26 protein-coding genes are annotated in these 24,503 nt (G+C 72.2%); 16 read left to right on the top strand and 10 right to left on the bottom strand.

The annotated features are described in order from the left end of the window. Positions 1-14: 14 nt before the first annotated feature. Positions 15-1,088 (bottom strand): succinyl-diaminopimelate desuccinylase, encoded by a 1,074-nt coding sequence (dapE, locus tag ABD987_RS34750; RefSeq protein ID WP_345404157.1) that lies wholly within the window; start codon positions 1,086-1,088, stop codon positions 15-17. Between the two features lie 69 nt (positions 1,089-1,157). On the opposite strand from dapE, the gene ABD987_RS34745 reads away from it, so the two are divergent. The 3 genes from ABD987_RS34745 to ABD987_RS34735 all read left to right on the top strand — a co-directional run bounded on the left by ABD987_RS34745 (position 1,158) and on the right by ABD987_RS34735 (position 3,887). Beyond that, positions 1,158-1,586, top strand: a complete 429-nt coding sequence (locus ABD987_RS34745) for a hypothetical protein (protein ID WP_345404154.1) — start codon at positions 1,158-1,160, stop codon at positions 1,584-1,586. A 28-nt stretch (positions 1,587-1,614) separates the two neighbouring features. Next, positions 1,615-2,598, top strand: a complete 984-nt coding sequence (dapD, locus tag ABD987_RS34740) for a 2,3,4,5-tetrahydropyridine-2,6-dicarboxylate N-succinyltransferase (RefSeq protein ID WP_345404151.1) — start codon at positions 1,615-1,617, stop codon at positions 2,596-2,598. 320 nt (positions 2,599-2,918) lie between these two features. Further along, on the top strand, positions 2,919-3,887 hold the full coding sequence (locus ABD987_RS34735; protein WP_345404148.1) for a CHAD domain-containing protein: 969 nt from the start codon (positions 2,919-2,921) through the stop codon (positions 3,885-3,887). Here ABD987_RS34735 and ABD987_RS34730 read toward each other — a convergent pair. Further along, positions 3,874-5,298, bottom strand: a complete 1,425-nt coding sequence (locus ABD987_RS34730) for an FAD-dependent monooxygenase (RefSeq protein WP_345404145.1) — start codon at positions 5,296-5,298, stop codon at positions 3,874-3,876. The two genes, ABD987_RS34735 and ABD987_RS34730, sit on opposite strands and share 14 nt — an antisense overlap. Before the next feature lie 85 nt (positions 5,299-5,383). Here ABD987_RS34730 and ABD987_RS34725 point away from each other — a divergent pair, with 85 nt between their 5' ends. Next, positions 5,384-6,004, top strand: coding sequence for a TetR/AcrR family transcriptional regulator (locus tag ABD987_RS34725; RefSeq protein WP_345404142.1), 621 nt, complete (start codon positions 5,384-5,386; stop codon positions 6,002-6,004). Here ABD987_RS34725 and dapC read toward each other — a convergent pair. The 3 genes from dapC to ABD987_RS34710 all read right to left on the bottom strand — a co-directional run bounded on the left by dapC (position 5,998) and on the right by ABD987_RS34710 (position 7,684). Then, entirely contained in the window at positions 5,998-7,089 is a 1,092-nt protein-coding gene (dapC, locus tag ABD987_RS34720; protein WP_345404139.1) for a succinyldiaminopimelate transaminase, read from the bottom strand. The genes ABD987_RS34725 and dapC overlap by 7 nt on opposite strands. Then, positions 7,086-7,406, bottom strand: a complete 321-nt coding sequence (gene fdxA / locus ABD987_RS34715) for a ferredoxin (RefSeq protein ID WP_345404136.1) — start codon at positions 7,404-7,406, stop codon at positions 7,086-7,088. Before fdxA ends, dapC begins: the two co-directional genes overlap by 4 nt. Positions 7,407-7,504: 98 nt before the next feature. After that, a complete protein-coding gene (locus ABD987_RS34710; RefSeq protein WP_345404133.1) occupies positions 7,505-7,684 on the bottom strand; it encodes a hypothetical protein in 180 nt (59 codons plus the stop codon). Between the two features lie 178 nt (positions 7,685-7,862). Between ABD987_RS34710 and cofD the strand changes: the two genes are divergently transcribed. The 6 genes from cofD (at position 7,863) to ABD987_RS34680 (ending at position 12,066) form a co-directional block, all read left to right on the top strand. Next, entirely contained in the window at positions 7,863-8,858 is a 996-nt protein-coding gene (cofD, locus tag ABD987_RS34705) for a 2-phospho-L-lactate transferase (protein ID WP_345404130.1), read from the top strand. Beyond that, positions 8,855-10,204, top strand: coding sequence for a coenzyme F420-0:L-glutamate ligase (locus ABD987_RS34700; protein WP_345404127.1), 1,350 nt, complete (start codon positions 8,855-8,857; stop codon positions 10,202-10,204). Before cofD ends, ABD987_RS34700 begins: the two co-directional genes overlap by 4 nt. Then, the gene (locus ABD987_RS34695; protein ID WP_345404124.1) at positions 10,201-10,776 is read left to right on the top strand and encodes an NUDIX hydrolase; all 576 of its coding nucleotides are present in this window, start codon (positions 10,201-10,203) and stop codon (positions 10,774-10,776) included. The genes ABD987_RS34700 and ABD987_RS34695 overlap by 4 nt, the downstream gene beginning before the upstream one ends. Positions 10,777-10,802: 26 nt before the next feature. Then, the gene (locus ABD987_RS34690; protein WP_345404121.1) at positions 10,803-11,306 is read left to right on the top strand and encodes a hypothetical protein; all 504 of its coding nucleotides are present in this window, start codon (positions 10,803-10,805) and stop codon (positions 11,304-11,306) included. A 68-nt stretch (positions 11,307-11,374) separates the two neighbouring features. Next, complete coding sequence (locus ABD987_RS34685; protein WP_345404118.1) at positions 11,375-11,767, top strand: GntR family transcriptional regulator; 393 nt, start codon at positions 11,375-11,377, stop codon at positions 11,765-11,767. After that, positions 11,764-12,066 (top strand): hypothetical protein, encoded by a 303-nt coding sequence (locus ABD987_RS34680; RefSeq protein ID WP_345404115.1) that lies wholly within the window; start codon positions 11,764-11,766, stop codon positions 12,064-12,066. Before ABD987_RS34685 ends, ABD987_RS34680 begins: the two co-directional genes overlap by 4 nt. Positions 12,067-12,456: 390 nt before the next feature. On the opposite strand, the gene ABD987_RS34675 is transcribed toward ABD987_RS34680, so the two are convergent. Next, entirely contained in the window at positions 12,457-13,350 is an 894-nt protein-coding gene (locus ABD987_RS34675; RefSeq protein WP_345404112.1) for a DNA-3-methyladenine glycosylase family protein, read from the bottom strand. A 108-nt stretch (positions 13,351-13,458) separates the two neighbouring features. Between ABD987_RS34675 and ABD987_RS34670 the strand changes: the two genes are divergently transcribed. Both ABD987_RS34670 and ABD987_RS34665 read left to right on the top strand, forming a co-directional pair. Then, positions 13,459-13,911: an adenylyltransferase/cytidyltransferase family protein gene (locus ABD987_RS34670; protein ID WP_345404109.1), complete on the top strand. Its 453-nt coding sequence runs from the start codon at positions 13,459-13,461 to the stop codon at positions 13,909-13,911. Positions 13,912-14,317: 406 nt separating this feature from the next. Continuing rightward, positions 14,318-14,755 (top strand): hypothetical protein, encoded by a 438-nt coding sequence (locus tag ABD987_RS34665; RefSeq protein WP_345404106.1) that lies wholly within the window; start codon positions 14,318-14,320, stop codon positions 14,753-14,755. Here the strand turns inward: ABD987_RS34665 and ABD987_RS34660 are convergent. Beyond that, a complete protein-coding gene (locus ABD987_RS34660; protein ID WP_345404103.1) occupies positions 14,752-15,621 on the bottom strand; it encodes a glycosyltransferase family 2 protein in 870 nt (289 codons plus the stop codon). The two genes, ABD987_RS34665 and ABD987_RS34660, sit on opposite strands and share 4 nt — an antisense overlap. Before the next feature lie 83 nt (positions 15,622-15,704). On the opposite strand from ABD987_RS34660, the gene ABD987_RS34655 reads away from it, so the two are divergent. Beyond that, the gene (locus ABD987_RS34655; protein ID WP_345404100.1) at positions 15,705-16,238 is read left to right on the top strand and encodes a hypothetical protein; all 534 of its coding nucleotides are present in this window, start codon (positions 15,705-15,707) and stop codon (positions 16,236-16,238) included. Between the two features lie 117 nt (positions 16,239-16,355). Here ABD987_RS34655 and ABD987_RS34650 read toward each other — a convergent pair whose 3' ends face one another. Then, a complete protein-coding gene (locus tag ABD987_RS34650) occupies positions 16,356-17,486 on the bottom strand; it encodes a glycosyltransferase family 4 protein (RefSeq protein WP_345404606.1) in 1,131 nt (376 codons plus the stop codon). Between the two features lie 92 nt (positions 17,487-17,578). Continuing rightward, positions 17,579-18,655 (bottom strand): glycosyltransferase family 4 protein, encoded by a 1,077-nt coding sequence (locus ABD987_RS34645; RefSeq protein ID WP_345404097.1) that lies wholly within the window; start codon positions 18,653-18,655, stop codon positions 17,579-17,581. 19 nt (positions 18,656-18,674) lie between these two features. On the opposite strand from ABD987_RS34645, the gene ABD987_RS34640 reads away from it, so the two are divergent. From ABD987_RS34640 to ABD987_RS34630, 3 genes are read left to right on the top strand one after another with little or no spacing between them, the layout of a single operon-like run. Next, positions 18,675-19,601 carry a glycosyltransferase family 2 protein gene (locus ABD987_RS34640; RefSeq protein WP_345404094.1) on the top strand — a complete coding sequence of 309 codons (927 nt, stop codon included), beginning with the start codon at positions 18,675-18,677 and terminating at the stop codon, positions 19,599-19,601. Between the two features lie 34 nt (positions 19,602-19,635). Then, a complete protein-coding gene (locus ABD987_RS34635) occupies positions 19,636-22,149 on the top strand; it encodes a glycosyltransferase (protein WP_345404091.1) in 2,514 nt (837 codons plus the stop codon). After that, complete coding sequence (locus tag ABD987_RS34630; protein WP_345404088.1) at positions 22,142-23,227, top strand: glycosyltransferase family 4 protein; 1,086 nt, start codon at positions 22,142-22,144, stop codon at positions 23,225-23,227. The genes ABD987_RS34635 and ABD987_RS34630 overlap by 8 nt, the downstream gene beginning before the upstream one ends. A 373-nt stretch (positions 23,228-23,600) precedes the next feature. Here ABD987_RS34630 and rfbD read toward each other — a convergent pair whose 3' ends face one another. Next, positions 23,601-24,500: a dTDP-4-dehydrorhamnose reductase gene (gene rfbD, locus ABD987_RS34625; RefSeq protein WP_345404085.1), complete on the bottom strand. Its 900-nt coding sequence runs from the start codon at positions 24,498-24,500 to the stop codon at positions 23,601-23,603. Positions 24,501-24,503 lie beyond the last annotated feature (3 nt).

Below are 24,503 nucleotides of genomic sequence, written 5' to 3'. Positions count from 1 at the left end.
GCTCGGACACGGGCTCAGGCGAGGAAGTCCCGGAGTACCTCGGCGACCCGGCGGATCTCGGCGGTGCGCACCTGCTCCTGGCGGGTGTGCGCCAGCGTCGGGTCGCCGGGGCCGAAGTTGACCGCGGGCATCCCGAGCGCGGCGAAGCGGGCGACGTCGGTCCAGCCCAGCTTCGCCGAGGCCCGGCCACCGGCGGCGGCGACCAGTTCGGCCGCCGCCGGTGCGCCCAGCCCGGGCAGCGCGCCGGGCGAAAGGTCCACAACGGACAGTTCGTAGCCGTCGAACACCTCGCGCAGATGCTGCTCGGCCTGTACGGGCGTGCGGTCGGGGGCGAAGCGGTGGTTGACCGTGAGCACGGCCTCGTCGGGGACGACGTTGCCCGCCACCCCGCCGGTGATCTTCGTCGCCTGCAGGCCCTCGCGGTAGGTCAGGCCGTCGATGTCGACGATCCTCGGCTCGTACGCGGTGAGCCTGCGCAGCGGCTCGCCGAGCTTGTGGATCGCGTTCTCCCCCATCCACGCCCGCGCGGTGTGCGCGCGGGCGCCCGCGCAGCGCAGCTCGACCCGCATGGTGCCCTGGCAGCCCGCCTCGATGACGGCGTTCGACGGCTCGCCGACGATCGCGAGGTCCCCGGCGAGCCAGTCCGGCAGCTCCCGCTCGATGCGGCCGAGCCCGTTGCGGGTGGCCTCGACCTCTTCGTTGTCGTAGAAGACGAAGGTGATGTCGTGCTTCGGCTCCGGCAGCGTCGCGGCGAGGTGCAGGAAGACGGCGTCGCCGCCCTTCATGTCGACCGTGCCCAGCCCGTGCAGGATCTCGGCGTCGCCTTCGCCCTCACGGCGCGAAGGCAGGTTGTCGTTGACCGGCACCGTGTCCAGGTGCCCGGCGAGCACGACCCGCGAGGCGCGGCCGAGGTTCGTCCTGGCCAGCACGGCGTCGCCGTTGCGGACCACCTCCAGGTGCGGCGCCTGCTTCTCCAGCGCCGCCCGCACCGCGTCGGCGATGACGGCCTCCTCGCCGGAGACGCTGAAGATGTCGACCAGTGCCGCGGTGAGGTCGACCGGGTCCTGCTGCAGGTCAAGCGACGTCATGCGTCGCACGCTACCGGGCTCGCGCGCGGTGCCGGTCGGCGCCGCGCGGCCGGGGGCTACCGTGGGTGCGTGCGCAAGCGAACGATCCCGGTCCTGGCGGCCGCCGCGCTGCTGCTCGTGCTCGGCGGATGTTCCCGCGAGGCGGGCCCGACGCCCAAGGCCGGCGGGCAGGCGGGCCCGGACTCACTGCCGATCAAGCTCGACGCGCTCACCACCGACCAGTGCTTCCTGTCCCCCGCCGCGCAGGTGCCGAGCGGATGTGAGAAGTACGTCACCCAGCTCGACGGCACCGGCCGGGTCATCCAGCAACAGGCGGGCACCGACCGGCCGCTGGCCGACCAGGCGACCGCGCTGAGCCGCGGGATCACCGCGTTCCGGTCGGCGGGCTGCACGACCGTGGCCACGCCGGGCGGGCCGTGCACCACGGCGCTCACCGACATCGCCGCGGCGGTGACGAAGATCAAGGATCTGGTGGCGCAGCGGCCCACGACTGGCTGACCGGCGTCTTTCGGCTACCGTTCTGGGCGTGAGTGAGCAGAGCACGAACCCCGAAACGACCGGCGCCGTCGGCGTCGGGCTGGCCACCGTCACCGCCGAGGGGACGGTGCTGGACACCTGGTACCCGCATCCCAAGCTGACCGAGGCCGGTACGCCGGGCACCGAACGGCTCTCCGGCGACGAGGCGGCCGAGTTGCTCGGCGAGGACGCGACCGCGCTGCTCGGGCCGGACACCGCCCGCGGCGTCGAGGTGGTCGCGGTGCGCGTCACGATCGGCAGGCTGGCCGACGCGCCGTCCGACACCCATGACCTGTACCTGCGGCTGCACCTGCTCTCGCACCGGCTGGTCCGGCCGCACGGGCAGAACCTCGACGGCATGTTCGGCCTGCTCGCGAACGTGGTCTGGACCAACCATGGTCCGTGCCCGGTGGAGAACTTCGAGGCGACCCGGCTGCGGCTGCGCTCGCGCGGCCCGGTCACCGTGTACGGGGTCGACAAGTTCCCGCGCATGGTCGACTACGTGCTGCCCACCGGTGTCCGCATCGCCGACGCCGACCGCGCGCGGCTCGGCGCGCACCTGGCGAGTGGTACCACGGTCATGCACGAGGGGTTCGTCAACTTCAACGCCGGGACGCTCGGCGCGTCCATGGTCGAGGGCCGGATCTCGGCCGGGGTAGTGGTCGGCGACGGCAGCGACGTCGGCGGCGGCGCGTCGATCATGGGCACGCTTTCCGGTGGTGGCAAGGAAGTCATCTCGATCGGCGAGCGCTGCCTGATCGGCGCGAACGGCGGTGTCGGCATCTCGCTGGGCGACGACTCGGTGGTCGAGGCCGGCCTGTACGTCACCGCGGGCACGAAGGTCGTCTTCGAGGGCAAGACGGTCAAGGCACGGGAGCTGTCCGGCATCTCCGGCGCGGTCTTCCGCCGCAACTCCGCGACCGGCGCCGTCGAGGTCGTCGCCCGCACCGGCGCCGGCATCGAACTGAACGCCGCCCTGCACGCCAACGACTGACCCCGGCGTCCTCCCCCTACCTAAGGGCAGCCCCCCGCCCTCCCAAGGGGGGCGACCCCAGTAACAACGCTACCGCCGGGGTACGACGGAAACGCGGCCCCGAGGGCGCGGCGGGCGGTAGTTGTCCACATGCGAGCCCGGGTGTGGACAACCCCGGCGAGGAATCGGCGCAGGTCCGTGCGGCTCCGTGAATGCCACATTGAGGGACTCTGAGTCCCTCAATGTGGCATTCACGGACCACCCCGCGCAGCCTGGCCAAGATCCGGATCTCCCCTGGTCAGCGGGTGGCACGGCCGGATCGTTCACCTACCATTCACAGTGTGACCACCGAATCGTTGTCTCGCGCCGCCCGGACCCGACGCCCGACGATCACGCCCGCCGAGCTCGGCCTCGGCGAAAAACCGGCGAAGGCCGGCCCCGGCGACCCGGCGGCCACCCATGTCCGCGCCAAGCTCGACCGCGAAATCCGGGCACTGCTCGCCCGTGAGGCGGGCACCCGCTCCGGCACCGATCCCGAGGATCTGCACCAGATGCGTGTCGCGCTGCGTCGGATGCGCAGCGTGCTGAAGCTGTCCGGCGCGCTCGTCGGGCCCGGCGCCGAGCCGGTCCGGGCGGAGCTGGGCTGGCTCGGGCAGTCGCTGGGCGAGGTCCGCGACTACGACGTCCTCATCGAGCACCTCCGCGAGGTCGTCGCCGGCTTCGAGGTCCGCGACCAGGCCGCGGGCCGCAGGCTCGTCTCGAAGTTCGTCACCGAGCGTGGAGTCGCGCGCCGCCGCCTCAACCGCGCGCTCGCCAGCGAGCGCTACACCACGATGCTCGAACACCTCAGCGCGCTCACCCACACCGAGCCAGGCGAAGTGTCCACAGTGGAGCAAAAGCACGACCTCGTCGCCGGGCTGCGCAAGCCACACCGCAAGCTCGCCAGGGCCGTCGGGGCACTGCCCGCCGACCCGCCCGACGACGACCTGCACGCGCTCCGCATCCACGGCAAGAAGCTGCGCTACGCCGCCGAGCTGGCCCAGACCTCCGCGAAGAAGAAGCAGGCCGCACGACTCAAGGAACTCATCACGACGACCAAGAAGTTCCAGACCGTGCTCGGCGATCACCAGGACGCGGTCGTCGCGGCGGAGCGAATGCGCTCGATACTGGCGTCGGTGGACGGGCACGTCGGGTTCGTCGCGGGCCGCATCGCCGAGCGGGAACTGTGGCGCAAGGCCGAAGCGCGGGCGGAATGGCGGGGCCGCTGGGCCGACGTCGACGCCGCCGCCCGCGCGGTCATCCCGCGGTGATCGTCCGGACGTAGCCGTCCGGGCGCACCAGCACCCGGGACGCCGAGTACGCGGCGAAAGCGTGCCCGCCGACGTCGACCAGCTCGTCCCCCGACGCCGTCCCGCCCGCGGGCAGCACGCGGTACGCGACCGCGCCCGCCGGCGCGTCCAGCGGCCCGTCGCCGAAGACGAGCAGCGTCGCGTGCGGCCCGGCGAACAGCTCGAACAGCCGGACACGTTTGCCGTTGGCGTCCGCCAGCGGCGCGTCCGGCGCGCGGTCGCCCGGCCGCAACGCACCCGCCCCGGCCCCCGACGCGAGCGGCCCGCCCCGGTAGGTGATGTCCAGCTGCCGCGCCTCCTCGCCGCGCCGGTGCGCGTCCTCCTCGCCCTCGGTGTACTTCCGCAGCAGTTCCGAGCTGAAGCCCAGCACCCCGGCCGCGACCGCGCGCCGTTCCGCTTCGTAGCTGTCCAGCAGCTCGGGCGCGCCGTCGGCGAGTTTCCAGCCCAGGTTGTACGCGTCCTGCACGCCGGTGTTGAGTCCCTGCCCGCCCGTCGGCGGATGCACGTGCGCCGCGTCGCCCGCCAGGAACACGCGGCCCGCGCGGAACCGCGCGGCGAGCCGCACGTTCGGCCGCCACACCGTCGACCAGATCAGGTCGTGCAGCCGGACGCCACCACCCGAGAACTCGTCGACCCGCGCCTGCAACGCGGGCAGCGCCGTCTCGGCGTCCAGTTCGCCCTCGCCGAGCGGCGCGCCGAACTGGAAGTGCGGGGTCCCCGGCAACGGCGTGAACATCACGCCGTGCATCGGGTTCTCCGCCGCCCCGAACCAGTGCCCGTACGTGTGGTCCAGCCCCTCGGCCTGGACGTCACCGAGCAGCATCCGGATCGACTCGTCGGTGGTGCCCTCGAACGGGATACCGAGCGACTTCCGCACGAAGCTCTTCCCGCCGTCCGCGCCGACGAGGTACTCCGCGCGGATCACCTCACCGGTGGCGAGCGTCGCCGTCACACCCTCGTCGTCCTGCTCGAAGCCGGTCAGCTCCGCCCCCAGCTCGACCCGGACGCCGAACTCGGCGAGCCGGTCGCGCAGGATGCCCTCGGTCCGTGACTGACCGAGGAACACGGCGGTCGGGTACGGCACCGACGGCGTCGGCTCGGCGGGTTCGGCGAACACCCGCTCCCCGGCCGGCTCGCCGCCGACGTAGACCTTCATCGCGAACGGCGGTGCCCCGGCCGCGAGCACCGCGTCGAGCACGCCTAGGTCCTCGAAAACCTCCAGCGTGCGGGGCTGAAGACCGTCACCGCGCGAACCGACGAAGAAACTCTCCGCCTTCTCGACGATGCGGACGCCGACGTCACGGCGCGCCAGCTCGATGGCCAGCGTCAGCCCGGTCGGTCCCGCCCCCGCGATCAGCACCTTGGTGTCCATGAACTCTCCCCTGAGTGAATTAGGATTCAGTGAATCTAAATTCAGAATGACCGCTGCTAGCGTTCGTGTCAAGGGAGGTGCCGGGATGACCGCGACGAGCCGCAAGGAGAAGGCGGCGGAGACGGAAGCCGCGCTCAAGGCGGCTGCCAAACGGGTGTTCGCCAGGAAGGGCTACCTGAACACCAAGATCACCGACATCACCGCCGAGGCCGGCCGCGCCGCGGGATCGTTCTACAACCACTTCGCGGGCAAGGAAGAACTCCTCGAAGCGCTACTCGCCGACCTCGCCGCGTACGGCGACGAATCGGCGGACACCGAAGGGCACAGCGACGACTTCACCGACCCGGCCGCGGTGCGCTGGCACGTCGCGGTGTACTGGCGCTTCTACCGGGAGAACGCGGCGACCATGCAGGCGCTACGCCAGGCCGCGCTGGTCAGCGACGGTTTCGCGCGCACGCTGGCCCGCTTCGGGGCGAGCCAGCAGGAGGATCTCGGCGATCACCTCGCGCACATCACCGGCGCGGGCTGGCGCCTGCCCAGCCGATCCGACCTGAGCACCCTGATGCTCTACCAGCTGGTGGACACCTTCGCGCAGATGTGGCTGCTCGGACCGGCGCCGGAAAACTGGCGGCCGCCGACGGACGAAGAGGCGATCGAAGCACTCACCCGGTTCGTCTACCGGGGTCTCACCGGCCGGGACTACTGAGCCAGGCGCTGCGCGGCGGCCTCGACCCGCTCGTCGGTCGCGGTCAGCCCGATCCGGACGTGGTTCTTCCCCGCCGGGCCGTAGAAGGTGCCCGGCGCGACCAGGATGCCGCGCTCGGCCAGCCAGGTCACGGTGTCCATGGCGGCCTCGCCCCTGGTCACCCACAGGTAGAGGCCCGCCTCGGAGTGTTCGATCTCGAAACCGTTGTCCTGCAACGCTTTCCGCAGCACGAGACGGCGGCGCGCGTACCGGTCGCGCTGCACGGCGAGCGCCTCGTCGTCGGCCAACGCGACGGTCATCGCCTCCTGGACCGGACGCGGCACGATCATGCCCGCGTGCTTGCGGACCTCCAGCAGTCCGGCGACCAGCTTCGGGTCACCGGTGACGAAACCCGCCCGGTAGCTGGCGAGGTTCGCCGACTTCGACAGCGAGTGCAGCGCGAGCAGCCCGTCGAGCCGTCCATCGTGGACGGACGGGTGCAGGATGGACACCGGCTCGGACTCCCAGCCCAGCGCCAGGTAGCACTCGTCGGACACCACGACGACGTCGCGTTCGCGGGCCCACTCGACCACCTTGCGCAGGTGGTCGACGCCGAGCACGCGGCCGGTCGGGTTGGACGGCGAGTTCAGCCAGAGCATCGCCGGGCGCTGCGGGCCGAGCTGGGTCAGCCCGTCCGCGCGCACCAGCGAAGCGCCCGCGAGCAGGACGCCGACCTCGTAGGTCGGATACGCCAGTTCGGGGATGACGACGAGGTCGCCGGGACCGAAGCCGAGCAGCCGGGGCAGCCAGGCGACGGCCTCCTTCGAACCGATCGTCGGCAGGATGGCGCCGGGCTCGACGCCCTCGACGCCGTGGCGCCGGACGAGCGCGGCGACCGCCGCCTCACGCAGCGCCGGGGTGCCGTGGGTGGTCGGGTACCCGGGGATCTCCGACACCGACGCGAGCGCGGCGCGGACCCCCTCGGGCACCGGGTCCACCGGGGTGCCGACCGACAGGTCGACGATCCCTCCCGGGTGTGCGCCGGCCAGCGCCTTCGCGCCGGCCAGCGAGTCCCACGGGAAGTCGGGCAGCGAGATCCGGCTCATTCGCCCTGCGGGGGCAGCGCCTTGATGAAGGCGGGATCGTGGCTGGTCTTGCCGACCTTGGAGGCACCGCCCGGCGAGCCCAGCTCGTCGAAGAAGTCGACGTTCGCCTTGGTGTAGTCGGACCAGTTGTCCGGCACGTCGTCCTCGTAGTAGATCGCCTCGACCGGGCAGACCGGTTCGCAGGCGCCGCAGTCGACACACTCGTCCGGGTGGATGTACAGCATCCGGTCACCCTCGTAGATGCAGTCCACGGGGCACTCGTCGATACACGCCTTGTCGAGCACGTCGACGCAGGGCTCGGCGATCACGTAGGTCACTGCGCACTCCTGCTTTTCTCTCACTTACCCAATCGGTGCGGACATTACGCGCGTCCCGCACCCTGTCCGTTGGTGAGGCAACCCTTAGGATCGGCGCCTCAGCGCTCCCGCCTGCGCGGGGGCGGCGTGGCGCGGCTGTCCCCGGTGATGACGAACCTCGGCTTCGCCTCGGCGTTCTCCTCACCGGTCTTCTTCTCGCCGATCTCCCGGTTGAAGCTGTCGGCGATCTCGCTGACCAGGTCCTCGTTGTGCCGGTCGTCCTTGCGCGCGATGCTCATCGGTGCTCCTGGAATTCCGCCCGCCGCTTTCCTCTCCAATCTAGCCGTGTTCCGTCGTGGAAAGCTCAAGTCCGAGCCCATTCGGCGCCGAGTACCGCAGTTCGCGTACCGCGGATGTGACCTCGCCCACGGCCGGGCGGTGGGAGCCGCCGACGCGTCCGTGAAAGGATTCGAAGTCGTGAGGATCGTCGTAATGGTCGGCGGAGTGGGCGGGGCCCGCTTCCTGCTGGGTGTCAAGCAAGCGCTGGGGCTGCCGGCGACCGGAGTGGCCGAACCGGGCTCGCCGCACGAGGTCACCGCGCTGGTGAACACCGGGGACGACGTGTGGATGCACGGCCTGCGCATCTGCCCCGACCTGGACACCTGCATGTACACCCTCGGCGGCGGGATCGACACCGAACGCGGCTGGGGACACGCGGGCGAGACCTGGACGGTCAAGGAGGAGCTCGCCGCCTACGGCGCCGAACCGACCTGGTTCGGGCTGGGCGACAAGGACATCGCGACCCACCTGATCCGCAGTCGCATGCTGCGCGCCGGATACCCGCTGTCGCAGGTCACCGAGGCCCTGTGCGATCGGTGGAAGCCGGGCGTGCGGCTGCTGCCGATGTCGGACGACCGCGTCGAAACGCACGTCGTGATCGACGATCCGGAGGATCCCGGCCAGCGCAGGGCCATCCACTTCCAGGAATGGTGGGTCCGCTACCGGGCGGAGCCGCCCGCGCATTCGATCACCGCCATCGGCGCCGACGAGGCGAAGCCCGCGCCCGGCGTGCTCGACGCGATCGCCGGGGCCGACGCGGTGCTCTTCGCGCCGTCCAACCCGGTGGTGTCGGTCGGGACGGTGCTGGGCGTGCCCGGTGTCCGCGAGGCGCTGCGCAAGACGTCCGCCGGGGTCGTCGGGGTCTCCCCGATCATCGGCGGCAAGGCACTGCGCGGGATGGCCGACGCGTGCCTGACCGCGATCGGCGTCGAGACCTCGGCCGAGGCCGTCGGGCGGCACTACGGCTCGCGCAAGGAGGGGGACGGCGTGCTCGACGGCTGGCTCGTCGCCGAAGGCGAGCAGGTGGACGTGCCCGGTGTCGCGGTACGGGACGTCCCGCTGCTGATGTCCGATGTGGACGCGACCGCGGCGATGGCGCGCGCGGCGCTCGACCTGGCCGGGGTGACCCTGTGACCGACCTGTCCGCCGACCACGCCTCGGCCAAGCTGGAGATCCTGCCGGTCACCGGGCTGCCGGAGTTCCGCCCCGGCGACGACCTGACCGGCGCCATCGCCGACGCCGCGCGCTGGCTGCGGTCCGGCGACGTCGTGGTGGTGACCAGCAAGGTCGTCTCGAAGATCGAGGGGCGGCTGGTGCGCGTGCCCGCCGATCCCGAGGAGCGGGACGCCGCACGCCGCGAAATGGTCAAGCAGGAGGCCGTGCGGGTCGTCGCGCGGATCGCCCGCACGCTGATCACCGAGAACCGGCTGGGCATCGTGCAGGCCGCCTCCGGCATCGACGCCTCGAACGTCGCGGGCGACGAGATCGCGCTGCTGCCCGCCGACCCCGACGCGTCCGCGCTCGCGCTGCGCAACGGCCTGCGGGACCGGCTCGGCGTCGAGGTCGCGGTGGTCGTCACCGACACCATGGGCCGGGCGTGGCGGGTCGGCCAGACCGACGCCGCGATCGGCGCGTCCGGGCTGCGGGTGCTGCACGCCTACGCCGGGCAGGTCGACGCGCAGGGCAACGAGCTCGCGGTCACCGAAGTCGCGGTCGCCGACGAGCTGGCCGCGGCCGCGGACCTGGTCAAGGGCAAGCTCGGCGGGACGCCGGTCGCGGTCGTCCGCGGCCTCACCCTGACCGACGACGGCTCCACCGCGCGGAACCTCGTCCGCCCGGTCGACATCGACCTGTTCCGGCTGGGCACCAACGAGTCCATCGCGCAGGGCCGCCGCGAGGCGGTGCCCGCGCGCCGCTCGATCAGGACGTTCTCGGACGAGCCGGTCGACCCCGAGGCGCTGCGCCGTGCGGTCGCCGCCGGGCTGACCGCGCCCGCCCCGCACCACACCCACCCGGTGCGGTTCGTGTGGCTGCGCGACGCCGGTCTCCGCAAGAAACTCCTCGACGCGATGCGGGAATCGTGGCGCGCGGACCTGGAGGGTGACGAGTTCACCGCCGAGCAGATCGCGAAACGGCTCAGCCGCGGCGACATCCTGTACCGGGCACCCGAGGTCGTCATCCCGTTCCTGGTCCCCGACGGCGCGCACACCTACCGCGACGCGCGGCGCAACGCCTGCGAGCACACGATGTTCACCGTCGCCGCCGGCGCGGCGGTGCAGGGCCTGCTGGTCGCGCTCGCCGCGGAGGATCTCGGCTCGTGCTGGATCGGCTCGACGATCTTCGCCGCCGACCTCGTCCGCGAGACGCTCGGCCTCGACGCGCGTTGGGAGCCGCTGGGCGCGGTCGCGATCGGGCATCCGGACAGCGAGCCGGGCCCGCGTGGGCCGCTGGAGCCGGGCGAGGGGCTGGTCGAGCTGTGACTTCCCAGGCGGGGGCTTCCCCAGCGGGGACGCTGCACGCGGACGCCGTCGCGACGCTGGAGTCGTGGAAACCCGCCGACCCCGGGCAGGAGTCGCTGCGGCACGCGTTCCTCGGATTCCTCGCGTCGCGTGAGGACACCTGTTTCCGCGAGTGCGCCGCGGGGCACGTCACGGCGTCGGCGGTCGTGCTGGACGACACGGGTTCGCGGGTCCTGCTGACGCTGCATCCGCGTGTCGGGCGCTGGCTCCAGCTGGGCGGGCACTGCGAACCGGAGGACACCACCCTCGCCGGGGCCGCGCTGCGCGAGGCACGGGAGGAGTCCGGGATCGAGGATCTCGAACTCGTCCCGGCACCGGTACACCTCGACGTCCACCCGATCACCTGTTCGCTCGGCGTGCCGACCCGGCACTTCGACGTCCGGTTCACCGTGCGGGCGCCGCGCGGGGCCGAGCCGGTGCGCAGCGCCGAGTCGGACGACCTGCGCTGGTGGCCGGTCGACGCGCTGCCCCCGGGGTCGGAAGATCTCACCGGCCTGGTGAAAGCGGCCATCTCGGACGGTCCGGAGCATTAGGCTGCTCCTGACGAAAGGGGGCGACCATGCCTACGCAGTTCCTGGACCGGGTCCACGTCCACCACAGCGGCGGCGGTGGTGACGGCATCACCGGCTGGATCGTGCTGGGGCTGCTCGCCCTCGCGATCATCGTGTTCGTGATCGTGGTCGCGGTACGGGTCAGCAAGATGCGGCGCGAGCAGAACCTGAAGCAGGGCCAGCAGGGGAACTTCCCGCCGCCCCCGCCGATGGGCCCGGCGCAGGGTTTCGACCAGCAGCCGCCGGCCGGATTCGGCCAGCCCGGTGCCGCCCAGCAGCCCGCGTTCGGCCAGCAGCCCGGGTTCGGGCAGCAGCCTCCCCCGCCGCCGGGGTTCGGCCAGGCCGGGCCGCCGTCGCCGCAGGGCGGTTTCGCCCAGCCCGGGATGCCACCGCAGGCGATGCAGCCGCAGGGCGCCCCGTACGGCGCGCCGTCGCCTTACCCCGCCACCGGCGGCCAGCCCGTTCCGCCCGGCTACCCGCCGCAGGGCCAGCAGCCGCCGCGCGGCTGGTGACCCGCTTGACTTTGTACTGACTCTTGGGTCACCTCGGCGGCGCAAGTGCTGCCGCACAGGGAGTTCGCATGCTCGTCAGCGTGGACAACACGTCGCCGGTGCCGCCGTACGAGCAGGTCCGCTCGGCACTGGCGGCACGGATCAACGACCGGACACTGCCCGTCGGCACGAAACTCCCCACCGTCCGTGGCCTCGCCGCCGACCTCGGGATCGCGCCCAACACCATCGCGCGGGCCTACCGCGAACTGGAGGAGGCCGGGCTGATCGAGACGCGCGGCCGGGCGGGCAGCTTCGTCGGCGCCTCCGGTGACCAGACCCGGCACCGCGCCCAGCAGGCCGCCGCCCGCTACGCGGCGACCGTGCACGAACTGGGCCTCGACCGGGAAGAGGCGATCGCCATCGTGTCCGCGGCACTGGCCGAGCACACCGCCACCGTCGTACCGGACGGTTCGACTCCGTGACCTGGACACAGGCCGCGGCGGCCGAAGCGTCGCTCACGCCGTTGCACCTGCTGCTGATCCTGCTGGGCGGCGGGGTGGTGGTCGCCGCCGTCGTGGTGGTGATCGTCCTGGCGGTCAGGAAATCCCGGCCCGGCCCACCGCCCGGCTACCCACCGCCCGGGTATACGCAACCCGGGTATACGCAGCCCGGCTACCCGCCCGCCGGTCTCCCGCAGCAGCCCGGCTACCCAGCGTCGGGGTACGCGCAACCCGGCCACGCACCGCCCGGATATGCGCCACCTGGGCAGCCGTCGTCCTGAGCAACGGTGGTCCGTGAATGCCACATTGAGGGACTCTGAGTCCCTCAATGTGGCATTCACGGACCGCTGAAGGAATGAACGGAAGATTCAGGACACCCCCAGGCCCCCTTGCCGAACAGCCTAGGGCGCGGCACCGACAAACTCGGTCGAAAGCAGCACAGGGTCGAGAAACCCGGCGGACGTGCCGACAAGGCCACCTTACGGGTGTCAGACGCCGTGAAGGCCTCCTTCACAGCGCTCAGCGCCGGTAAGGGGTCCTTCACAGCACGTCCCCAGGCGAAGGCACGTATCTCCGCAGGTCTCTGAAGGCCACCTTGAGGGACTTGAACGCCCTCAAGGTGGCCTTCAGAGACTTCCAGAGCAGAGCAGCGAAGCGCAGCGGATCGGGGGTCACATCGCGCGGTAGTCGCGCAGCGCGATACGCGGGCCGAAGCGGGGACGCGAGATCCCGGCCGCTTCGAGATACCGGATCGCGCGCTGCCGCTGCGGCGCGTAAGGAGCGAGGATCTCCGCCAATCCCGCGTCGTCGAGTTTCGTGCCGAGCAGGGCGTGCCCGACCATCGACGGGATGTTGTAGTCGCCGAAACTCACCGCGTCCGGGTCGCCCCAGGCCCGCTGCGCGATCTCGGCCGCGGTCCACACCCCGATGCCCGGCACGAGCCGCAGCAGCGCCCTGCCCTCGGCCCCGCCCAGCTCCACCGCCCGCTCCAGCCGGTGCGCGACACGGGCGGCGTTCAGCAACGTGGTCCGCCGCTTCAGGTCCACCCCGGCCCGATGCCACTTCCAGTCCACCAGCGACCGCAGCGCGACCGGCGTCGGCGGCACCCGCAGCCGGTCCGGCCCCGGCCCCGGCGCCCGCTCCCCGAACCACCGGCACAGCTCCGCCCAGGACCGGATCGCCTCCTTGCCCGCGACCTTCTGCTCCAGCACCGCGAGCACCAGCCAGTCCCACACGACGCCCGTCGCCCCGAGCCGCAACCCCGGCGACCGCAACCGCGCCCGCGCGATGACCTCGTGGTGCGCGACGAACCCGGTCGCGTCGTCGTTCGCGCCCAGCAACGCCGGAACGCCGTCGAGCAGCCGGCCCGCCCCCGGTCCCCACGCCTCGGCCTCGACGTCCCCGCCGGACCGGCGCAGCGCCAGCGTGCCGGGCCCGTCCGCGGTGTTCGCGGCGTACCAGACGACGCCCCGCTCGTCGGTCAGGATGTTCAGCGAGCCCCGGCCCCGCCGCAGCGGGGAGAGCACCCTGGCCAGGTCGACCTCGAACGCGGGACGATAGAGCACCCCGTGAACCTACCCGGCAATCGGATAGGGTTGCGCGCGCCGCCCGGACCGACCGGGCCGGCGCGCGCCCGCCCGGCGATGCCCCTCGACCGACGGAGGACAAGGACGATGACCTCGCGCCCTGCCAAGGCATCGATCGTCAGCGGGTACTTCAACCCGCTGCACCAGGGGCATCTCGACCTGTTCGAGGCCGCACAGGCACGGTCCGGCTACCTGATCGTCATCGTCAACAACGATCACCAGCAGGTCCTCAAGAAGGGTCGCGTGATCCAGACCGCGGAGGTCCGAGCGCGGATCGTCCGGGCGTTGCGCATCGTCGACGCGGCGTACATAGCCGTCGAGCAGGGACCCGGTATCGACGAGTCGTTCGACCTGATCCGGGCGGACTACCCGGACACCGAACTCGAGTTCTGCAACGGCGGCGACCGGCGCAGCGTCGACGAGCTCCCCGCGGACGAGATCGCGGCGGGAGCGCGGAACAACATCAGCATGGTGTATGGCATCGGGGGCACCGACAAGGCCGACTCCAGCACCCGGATCCTGTCGGACATGGAGGCCTGAAACCGGGCTCGGCCGGTCAACCGGTTCGGAGCCGGGTCACGCCCGCCGCGTGCGGCACAGCCGGTAGTACCGAAAACCCCGCCTTCGCGACGGCGGCGACGAACCCCGCCCGCCCGGGTGGCTCGACCAGAGCCGTCCAGACGGCACCCGGACCACCGGTTTGGCGGCCATCGCCCACAGGCTTTTAGCGAGGTGTGGACGGCATAGCCAACGGTATCACCTGGCAGGGTGACGAAGCAGCGCTCGCGCAGCGCTGGACCGTCCTCTACGCCCGTCCTCTACGCCATGGATTTGTCGACCGACGTTAGCGGGTCTGCTGACGGCGGACGCCCCGAGGGCCTACCCTAGACACGAAACAGGTGGGCCTTTCCCCAGAGGGCCCCGGGTGAGTCGGGAGGCCGAGGGGATGGACCCCCGGGAACGGGCGGACGCGTTGCTCGCACGGGCACGCGCGCGTGGCGCCTTCGTCGTGACGCCGGACAAGGCGACCTCGCCCATGGACTCGGCCAACACCCAGCAGATTCCGCGTTCGCTGGTGGCCGAAATCGATCGTGGCCAAGATCCGGACACCACGACCCAGCTGCCCGCCTCGCTGATCGAGGAGAACGACCACCCGCTCGCGGCGTCCGCGCCGACGACACGGCTGGACGTGCCCGGCAGCCCGCACCAGGCGACCACGCCGCTGACCCCGCGCCCCCAGGCGCAGCCGATCGCGAGCCCGCTCAAGGAACAACCGGTCCCCGAGCAGCAGCCCGCCGCGGGCGAGGAGGTCGGCGGGCTGGTCCCCACGGTCAAGCAGACCAGCGGCCGCTCCAACCTCTCGCGCCGCCTCGACGGTATCTAGGGAGTCGCGCCCCGCCGGATCTCCAGCTTCAGCCGGAGCGCCAGGCCCAGCTTGATCACGGCCAGCACCGGCTTCCAGCGCAGCCCGCGGTGCCGGTCGGCGAGGTAGCGGTAAGCACTTTCATGGTGCGCGCGCAGCATCTTGGCCGAAGCCTGCGACGTCGAGTGCCCGCCGATGTGCATGACACTGGCCGAAGGCGCATACACGTTGAGCCAGCCCGATTTGGCGAGCCGGTCACCGAGATCGGTGTCCTCGAAGTACATGAAGTACCGGGTGTCGAATCCGCCGACCGAATCGAACGCCTCCCGGCGGAACAGCTGGCACGAACCGGAAAGCCAGCCCGCGACCCGCTCGACCGGCGTACGCTCCTGGCGGTACGCGCGCGTCCACGGGTTGCCCGGCCAGACCTTGCCGAACACCGCGTGCCCGATCCCGCGCCCGAACGAGGGCAACAGCCGCGCCGAGGGATAGACCGTGCCGTCCAGATCGTGGATGAGCGGCCCGAACGCGCCGCCCCTCGGCCAGCGCTTCGCGACCTCCAGCAGCGCGTCGAGCGAGCCGGGCTCCCATTCGAGGTCCGGGTTGACCACGACGACCCAGCCGAAACTGTCGTCCAGTTCGGCGATACCGCGGTTGGCGGCCGTGCCGTACCCGACGTTCTCGCCGATGCTCAGCAGCCGCACGTTCTCCCGTTCGGCCGCCCGCTCCGGGGCACCGTCCGTGGAAGCGTTGTCGGCAACGACGACCTGGACCTCGCGGTCGGTGGCCTTCTCAAGCGTGTCGAGAAACCGCTCAAGCGTCTCGCCGGGGAAGTAGGTCACGGTCACGACGGCGAGCCCGTCGCCGTAGCTGGGGTGCTCAGTCACCCGGCCATTGTCCACGCGTCACCGAACGCGATACCGCTGCCCTACCGAGCGTGATTGTCGTACCCCCAGAGGATCATGCCGGGATGGCCGTACACGCCTTCGTCGACGAATCCGCCAGGTGCGGGCAGTTCCTGCTCTGCGCCACTTTCGTCGAACCCGCGCAGCTCTCGCCGACACGGCGTGCGCTGAAAACCCTGCTGCTTCCCGGCGCCCGCGAACTCCACTTCAAGAAGGAGAAGACACCGCGCCGACGGATCCTGATCGATCAGATGGCAAGAATGGCGGTCTCATCGCGGCTGTACGTCGGAAGCTGTGGCCGGAAGAGCGAAGAGGAGACACGACAACGCTGCCTGGCGCAGGCTGTGCAGGATCTCCTGACGGTGCAAGCACATCGGCTCGTGCTGGACACCAGGGGACACCGTGATGTCCTTGACCGCCGGACCCTGCAGCGGGCGTTGGGCCTGCGTCCGTCGAAGACCGAGCTGACCTACGAGCACCTCGACTCGACCGCCGAACCATTGCTGTGGATTTCCGACGCCGTGGCGTGGTGCTTCGGCGCCGGTGGCGACTGGCGCCGGCGCGCGGTGCCACTGATCGCCGAATGCACCGAGGTGTGAGCAGCGAAAAGCCCGCGAGACGACCGTCCGGACGCGTCGCGGGCTCCCATACTCGGCCCCACCGGGACCTCGCATCTCGACCATAGCATGTTCCCGCATGTTCCCGCAGATCCGCTCTCAGGCCGTACGGCGGTGGCGCAGCCAGGCCTTGGCGTAGGCCTCGCGATGCCGCTCCGCGGTCGTCGCCCACGAGAACTCCTTCGCCCGCTTCTGCGCCGCGTCCGCCAGTTCCGACCGGCGCGACGGATCCGCCAGCAGATCCGTGAGCGCCGCCGCGACGTCCCCCGCGCCGACCCCGCAGTACGCCACCGCGTCACCTCCGACCTCGGGCAGCGACAACCGCCGGGTGGTCAGGACGCACGCGCCGCACGCCATCGCCTCCAGCACCGGCAGCCCGAACCCCTCGCCGAGGCTCGGGTACGCCACCAGGTCCGCGCCGCCGAGGAACCCGGCCAGCGTGCCGAACGGCAGGTACCCCGCACGGATGACCCGCAGCCGGTGCGGGACGGCGTCGAGCGCGCGCTCCACCTGCGTGTCCCAGCCCGGCTGACCGGCCAGCACCAGGGCGGGCGCGTCCCGCCGCTCCGCGACCGCGCGGGCGAAGCCGCGGATCAGCGCGGGCACGTTCTTCCTCGGCTCCAGCGCGCCCAGGAACGCCACGTACGGCGTCCGCCCGATCCCGACCGCCGCGCGCGCCGCCCGGACCTCCTCGGGCGAGGGCGGGTGGAACCGGTCCGCGTCGACCCCGTGGTGGATGATCTCCAGTTCCGCCCGCCGCACCGGGCTGACCCGCGCCAGCTCAGTCGCGGTGGCCACGCTCGGCACCACGCACACCGTCGCCCGGCGCAGCGCGGTCGTCGTCCACGCGCGGAAGAACCGCGCCTTCACCGACGAGTGCAGCACCGCGTCGGTGAAGAACGTCGCGTCGTGCAGGGTCACCACCGACGCGGCCGTGCCCGCCAGCGGCATCGTGTAGTGCGGCGAGTGGACGACGTCGACGGCGAGGCGGCGCGTCAGGCGCGGCAGCGTCGCCTGCTCCCAGGTCAGCCGCGCGGTCCGCGTCGCCGTGGACGTGGACGCGGGCACGATGCGGGCGCCCGGCGCGAGACGGTCGTAGAGCGCGAGGTCCCGTGGCTGACACACCACGGTCACCCTCGCGCCGTCCTGGTCCAGCGCCTGCACCAGGGAGTCCACGTAACGCCCGACACCGCCCCGGTCCGCCGGGACCGCGGTCGCGTCGATCAGCACACGGGGATCACCGGTCACCAGAGCAGGGTAAAGCCGCAGTCCATCCCGCCGGACAGGAACCGGGAAATGCGGGACATCGACCCCCCGATGTGTCAATCGCGGTTGCGGCGGTGCATCGCCCACACCGCCTCGGCGGCGGCCCGCCAGGTGAACGCCCGCGCCCGCTCCTTGCCGCGTGTGCTCAGCTCCGCCGCCCGCCGCGCCGAGCCCAGCACCTCGCGCAGCCCCAGCGTGAGCGCGTCGACGTCGCCCCTCGGCACCATCAGCCCGGCCCCGCCCGCCACCTCGGCCAGCGCCGGGACGTCGGTGTGCACCACCGGCACCCCGGCCGCCATCGCCTCCAGCAGCGGCAGCCCGAACCCCTCGGTGAGACTCGGCACCGCCAGTGCCTCCGCCCCGCGCAGCACCGTCGCCAGCTCGGCGTCGCTCACCCGGCCGAGCAGCCGGAACCGGTCCTCCGGCAGGCCGTGGTCCTTCGCCAGCCGCACCGGGTCGACGCCGCCCCAGCCCTGCTGCCCGGCGACCACGAGCGAGACGCCCTCGATACCGGCGACGGCCTCGATCAGCACGTCGATCCCCTTGCGCGGCTCGATGGTCCCGACCGCCAGCACGTACCGCTCGGGCAGCTCGACCTCGGCCTCCCCTGCCGGGATCCGCACCCCGTGCGGGATGACCTTCACCGGCACGGCGACATCGATCAGCACCGCCAGTTCGTCGGCGACCGCCCTGGTCGGCACCACCAGCCCGGTCGCGCGCCGCGCCGCGCGGGAGATCATCGACCGGTGCCAGCTGACCCCTCGGCTGGTGAGCGTCTCCGGATGCGTCCACGGGACGGTGTCGTGCACGGTCACCGTCAGCGTCTTCCCCGCGGGCACGCGCGGCGGCGCGAGCGGCGTCGGCGCGTGCACGGCGTCGCCACCCGGCCACCAGGTGAGGCCGAGCTGCCACGCCGCGACGAGGACCCGAGGGGGAACGCGCAGCACCCGGGGACCTTCGACACCCTCGACGACCGCGGCCTCGACGTCATGGTGACGCGCGACCACGCTGGACACCGTCCAGCCAGGCGGCGCCGTGCGGGCCAGCGCGAGCATCAGCTCGGCGGTGTACCGGCCGGTACCACCCGGCACCGGGGCGAGCAGCTGCTCGGCGAGGACAACCAGTCGGGGCACGAGGCCTATTCTCTCCCGGGTGACCCCCGAGCCCGCTACCACCGTGGTGGTAGTGACCTGGCGGGGCGCCGGGCACCTCACCGCGTGCCTCGACGCGCTCGCCGCACAGAACCGTCCACATCGGACGCTGGTGGTGGACAACGCGTCCGACGACGGCACCGCCGCCCTGCTCGCGGCCCATCCGTCCGCGCCGTCGGTGCTGCGGCTGCCGCGCAACCTCGGCTACGCGGGCGCGATGGCCGCGGCGCTGCGCCGGGTCGAGACACCGTTCATGGCCTGGCTGAACGACGACGCCGAACCGGCGCCGGACTGGCTGGCCACCCTGGAGGACGCCCTCGACGCCGCCCCGCTCGCCGCCGCGGCGACCTCCCGCCTCCGGCTCGCCGACGGTTCGACGCAGTCGGCCGGCGTCCGGCTCACCGCCGACGGGCACGGCGCCGACCTGGCCGAACCCGCCAGCGAGGTGTTCGGCTTCTGCGGCGGCGCGGCCCTGCTGCGGACCGGTCCACTGCATACTGTCGGCGGTATACCGTCTTCTTTCTTCTGTTACTACGAGGACACCGACACCGCGTGGCGGCTGCGCCTGGCGGGCTGGGACGTCGTCCCGGTACCGACGGCCACCGTGCGTCACCGGCACGGCGCGAGCACCCGGCCGGGCAGCCCGCTGTTCCACCGGTGGAACGAGCGCAACCGCCTGTTCACCCTGCTGCGTTGCGCGCCCGGCGATGTCGCGCTGCGGCAGCTCGCCCGGTTCGCGCTGCTCACCGCGATACTGCCGCTGCGACCGGGCAAACCGGACGCGCCGAACTTCCGGTTCGGACTGCGCGTCCGGGTGCTCGCCGAGGTCGTCGCCGGGCTACCGGCCACGTTGTTCGCACGCCGAAAGATCACCCGGCGTAGCGCCCTCGGCCGAGGCGCGGTCTGGGAGGCGTGGGCGGGCCACTAATATCTGCGACATTCCTTCAGGACGGGAGCAGGCTTTGGCGCAGGGGGACCCGCAACCACTCGTGTCGGTGATCGTGGTGAACTACCGCGGCGCGGACGACACCATCACCTGCCTGCGGGCCCTCGCCACCGACCTGGACTACGCCGAGATCGAGCTGATCTGCGTCGACAACGCCTCCGGCGGGGACGACGTGGCCCGCATCAGGGCGGCTGTCCCCGGCGTGCGGCTGGTCGAGTCGCCGGTCAACAGCGGGTTCGCCGGCGGCTGCAACCTCGGCGCGCGGCACGCGGCCGGGACCGTCCTCGGCTTCCTCAACAACGACGCCCGGCCCGCGCCCGGCTGGGTCTCGGCCGCGGTCGCCGAACTACGCGCCCAGCCGAGGGTCGCCGCGGTGGCCAGCAAGGTCCTGGACTGGGACGGCACCGGCACCGACTTCGTCGACGCCGGGCTCACCTGGTTCGGCATGGGCTACAAGCGCCACGCGGGCAGCCCGCTCGCCGACGTCCCGTCGGCCGAACACGACGTCGCGAAGGACGTGCTGTTCGGCACCGGTTCGGCGATGTTCGTCCGCGCCTCGGTGTTCGCCGAGCTCGGCGGGTTCGACGAGCGGTTCTTCATGTTCTACGAGGACGTCGACCTCGGCTGGCGGCTGAACCTGCGCGGCTGGCGCGTCCGCTACGTCCCGGAGTCGCTGACCTACCACCGGCACCACGCGACGATGGCCGCGGTGGACGCCCCGGACACCGGCCGCGAGACCTTCCTGCTGGAGCGCAACGCGCTCGCCGCGCTGTACAAGAACCTCTCCGACGAGTCGCTGGCGAAGGCGCTGCCCGCGGCGCTCGCGCTGGCCGTGCGCCGGGCGACCGCGCGCGGCGATCTCGACGCGACGCAGCTCGACCTCGAACGCGGGGTCGGGCCGGTGGAGACCGGGGACGTCGCGATCCCGCGCACGACGCTCGCCGGAGTGCTGGCGATCGACCAGTTCGTCGAGCTGCTGCCGTCGCTGGCGGAGTCGCGCGCGGCCGAGCAGGCCGCGCGCGTGCGCACCGATGCCGATCTACTTCCCTTGCTGCGTAAGGCTTTGGAGCCCGCGTACCCGCTGCCGCGCTACCTCGCCGCGCACGACATCCTGGTCGAGGCGTTCGGCATCGAGGCCGCGTTCGGGCAGCGCCGCAGGGTCCTGGTGATCACCGGCGACGCGCTCGGCGAGCGGATGGCCGGGCCGGCGATCCGGGCCTGGAACATCGCGGCGACGCTGTCCGCCGAGCACGACGTCCACCTGGTCACGACGAACCCGCACGTTTCGCCGCCGCCCGCGCCGTTCCGCGTCAGCGCGGGCAAGCGGCACGAGCTGGACGCGCCGATCGCGGAAGCCGACGTCGTGATCCTGCAGGGGCACGTGCTCGAACTCGCGCCGTCGCTGAAGAAGCGGTACGCGAACAAGATCGTCGTCGCCGACCTGTACGACCCGATGCACCTGGAGCTGCTGGAGCAGGGCAAGGGCGTCGCGGACGACAAGCGCGCGGCGGATCTCGCCGGGGTGACCAGGGTGCTCGACGCGCAGCTGGAACGCGGTGACTTCTTCCTGTGTGCCTCGGAACGGCAGCGCCATTTCTGGCTGGGTCACCTCGCCGCGCTCGGCAGGCTTTCGCCCCGGCTCTACGACGCCGACCCGACGACGCAGTCACTGCTCGCGGTCGTCCCCTTCGGACTGTCCCCGCAGGCGCCGGTACGCACCGGGCCGGGGCTGCGTTCCGCGCTCGGCATCGGCGCGACCGACCACGTCGTGCTCTGGGCCGGTGGTGTCTACAGCTGGTTCGACCCGCTGACCCTGGTACGCGCGATCGAGAAACTACGGCGGCGGCGCCCCGACGTCCGGCTGGTCTTCCTCGGGATGAAGCACCCGAACCCCGAGGTCGCCGAGATGGACATCGGCGCGCGGACGGTCCGGCTGGCGGATTCGCTGGGACTGACCGGAAAACACGTCTACTTCAACGAGCAGTGGGTGCCGTATGACGAGCGGCAGAACTGGCTGCTCGACGCGAACTGCGGTGTCACCACGCACTTCGAACACGTCGAGACGACCTTCGCCTTCCGCACCCGGGTGCTGGACTACCTGTGGGCCGGGCTGCCGATCGTCACGACCGACGGCGACGCGTTCGCCGACCTGATCCGTGCCGAACGACTCGGCGTGGTGGTCCCCGCCGAGGACGCCGACGCGCTGGCCGACGCGATGGAAAAGTCCCTGTACGACGCGGAGTTCGCCGCCGGGTGCGTGGAGCGGATCGCCGCGGTCGCCGAGCGGTTCGCCTGGCCGGAGGCGTTGAAACCGCTCGTCGAGTTCTGCCGGAACCCGCGGCCCGCCGCCGACCGGCTGGCAGGCTCGGCGGACCTGGTGACCGCGAAACCGGTGCGGGGCACGGAAATGGTGCGCCGCGACGTCGCGCTCGTCCGGGAGTACCTCAACGACGGCGGAGTGGGCGAGCTCGCGCGGCGGGCGGGCGGCCGGGTGCTCAAGATCGCCAGGCAGCGGTTGCGCCGTGGTTGACCGGCCCCTGCGCGTGCTGCTCGACGGCACCCCCCTGCTCGGCACCAGGACCGGTATCGGCCGGTACACCGCGGCGCTGAGCGAGGAACTGGCGTCGATGTCCGAAGTGGACACACGCGCGGTGGCCTTCACACTGCGGGGCTGGCGGCGGCTGCGGCACGTCCTGCCGCACGGCGCGCGGGCGCGGGGTATGCCGGTGGCCGCGCGGCTGCTGCGCAAGGCCTGGCTGCGCAGCGAGTTCCCGCCGGTGGAACTGTTCGCGGGCTTCGCCGACGTCGTGCACGGGACGAACTTCGTGCTGCCGGGCCGGGTGCGGGCCGCCGGGGTGCTGACCATCCACGATCTGGCCTTTTTGGACAATCCGGCGGAGCTGGCGCCCAGCGACCGCGAACTTCCCCTGCTGGTGCGGCGCGGGGCGCGGGGCGCGGACGTCGTCTGCACGCCCACCGCGGCCGTCGCCGACGCGGTGGCCGAACGGCTCGACGTCGACCGGGACAGGATCGTGGTGACCCCGCTGGGCGTGAACCCCGCCTGGTTCACCGCCCGGCCGCCGACCGACGACCAGCGCGCGGAGCTGGGGCTGCCGGAGGAGTACCTGCTGTTCGCCGGTGCCGCCGGGCCGCGCAAGGGGCTGGACTGGCTGGTGCGCGCGCACGCCACCACCCCGGACCTGCCCCCGCTGGTGTTCGCGGGCCCCGGCCCGTTCCCGCGCGCGGAGCGGGCGCAGCACCTGGGCTATCTGTCCGATGTGGACCTGCGGCGCGTCGTGGCCGGTGCCTCGGCGCTCGTGCTTCCCTCGCGCGACGAAGGTTTCGGCCTGCCGGTGCTGGAGGCCATGGCCTCGGACGTCCCCGTCGTGTGCACCGACATCCCCGCCCTGCGCGAGGTCGCCGGGGACTGCGCCAGCCTGGTGCCCTACGACGACGTCGACGGCCTGGCCGCCGCCCTGCGCACCGCCGTCATCGACCCGCACGCCGTCGCCACCTCCGCCGCCCGCCGCACCCACGCCGCGGGCTTCACCTGGCGCACCTGCGCCGAACGCACCGTCGAGGCCTACCGGCAAGCGGTTTCCCGCTGAGGTCACGTATCTCCGGGGTATCCCCCACCCTCTCCGGGGGACGGCCCTGGGCCAGTCTATCGCCTGGGTCCGACAAGAACGGGGCATCGGCGGCGTGGGGCGCGCAGTTGTCCACATTCGCACCGCGCTGTGGACAAGCCCAGCAGGTCCGTGAATGCCCCCTTGAGAGACTCTGAGTCCGTGAAGGGGGCATTCACGGACCCACCCCGAGGTCGTGAATGGCGTAAAGGGCGCCGGTCGGCTTGTTCGGAGTCAGTGGCGGCCACCGAGGGACGCCCTGGGTGCATTGGATGCGACGAGGGCGTCCCTCGGCACGCCCAACGCACCGAAGGCGTCCCTCGGCACGGCCCCGGGCCACACAAGAGCAGCGAACTCAGGCAGCCGCGAAGTACGCCTTCAAGGCCTCTTGCCACGAGCGCAGCGGCGTGAGCCCGGCCTCCCGCCAGGAAGCGTTGGACAGCACCGAATACGCCGGACGCTGCGCGGGCCGCGGAAACTCCTCGGTCGTGCAGGGCCGCACCCGCTCCGGATCCGCGCCCAGCTCCGCGAAGATCGCCCGCGCGAAGCCGCACCAGGTCGTCGTGCCGCCGCCCGTGCAGTGCAGGACCCGCCCGGTGGGGCCCTGGCCCGCCACGATCCGCCCGGCCAGCTCCAGCAGGCCCGCCGCGAGATCCGCCGACCACGTCGGCGAACCGGTCTGATCGTCCACAACGGACAGCGTGTCGCGCTCCTTTTCCAGGCGCGCCATGGTTTCCACGAAGTTCTTGCCGGTCTTTCCGTACACCCACGCCGTCCGGACGACCCACGAGGAAGCCCCGGAGCCGAGCACCGCGTCCTCGCCCGCGGCTTTCGTGCGGCCGTAGGCGCTGCGCGGGCCGAGCGTGTCGTCCACTTCGTACGGTGCGGAAGCGTCCCCGGGGAAGACGTAGTCGGTCGACAGATGGACCAGCGGGACCCGTCGCGAGGTGCACGCCGCGGCGAGCACCCTCGGACCGTCCACATTGACCGCGAACGCCCGGCCCTCGTCGGTCTCCGCGGCGTCGACGGCGGTGTACGCCGCGGCGTTGACGACCACCGGCGCCGCCCCCGCGGCCGAGGCCCGTTCCGCCAGCGCACCGACGGCGGAGACGACGTCCCCGGTTCTGGTCAGGTCCAGTTCGGCCGACGAGGGCGCGATCACCTCGACCCCGGACAGGGACGGCGCGAGCGCCGCCAGGTCACGTCCGAGCTGCCCGGATCCCCCGGGCACCAGTACGAGCAGCCGTCCAGTCACGCA

Origin of the sequence: Amycolatopsis samaneae (assembly GCF_039541975.1) — a bacterium.
Lineage (GTDB): Bacteria > Actinomycetota > Actinomycetes > Mycobacteriales > Pseudonocardiaceae > Amycolatopsis > Amycolatopsis samaneae.
The sequence above is the reverse complement of the archived record's forward strand: the minus strand, read 5'-3'. Positions and strand labels throughout refer to the sequence as shown.

Coding starts and splice junctions, on each gene's coding strand:
- dapE (WP_345404157.1), bottom strand. CDS start 1,088: ATGACGTCGCTTGACCTGCAGCAGGACCCGGTCGACCTCACCGCGGCA.
- ABD987_RS34730 (WP_345404145.1), bottom strand. CDS start 5,298: ATGGACACCAAGGTGCTGATCGCGGGGGCGGGACCGACCGGGCTGACG.
- ABD987_RS34725 (WP_345404142.1), top strand. CDS start 5,384: ATGACCGCGACGAGCCGCAAGGAGAAGGCGGCGGAGACGGAAGCCGCG.
- dapC (WP_345404139.1), bottom strand. CDS start 7,089: ATGAGCCGGATCTCGCTGCCCGACTTCCCGTGGGACTCGCTGGCCGGC.
- ABD987_RS34710 (WP_345404133.1), bottom strand. CDS start 7,684: ATGAGCATCGCGCGCAAGGACGACCGGCACAACGAGGACCTGGTCAGC.
- ABD987_RS34690 (WP_345404121.1), top strand. CDS start 10,803: ATGCCTACGCAGTTCCTGGACCGGGTCCACGTCCACCACAGCGGCGGC.
- ABD987_RS34685 (WP_345404118.1), top strand. CDS start 11,375: ATGCTCGTCAGCGTGGACAACACGTCGCCGGTGCCGCCGTACGAGCAG.
- ABD987_RS34670 (WP_345404109.1), top strand. CDS start 13,459: ATGACCTCGCGCCCTGCCAAGGCATCGATCGTCAGCGGGTACTTCAAC.
- ABD987_RS34665 (WP_345404106.1), top strand. CDS start 14,318: ATGGACCCCCGGGAACGGGCGGACGCGTTGCTCGCACGGGCACGCGCG.
- ABD987_RS34655 (WP_345404100.1), top strand. CDS start 15,705: ATGGCCGTACACGCCTTCGTCGACGAATCCGCCAGGTGCGGGCAGTTC.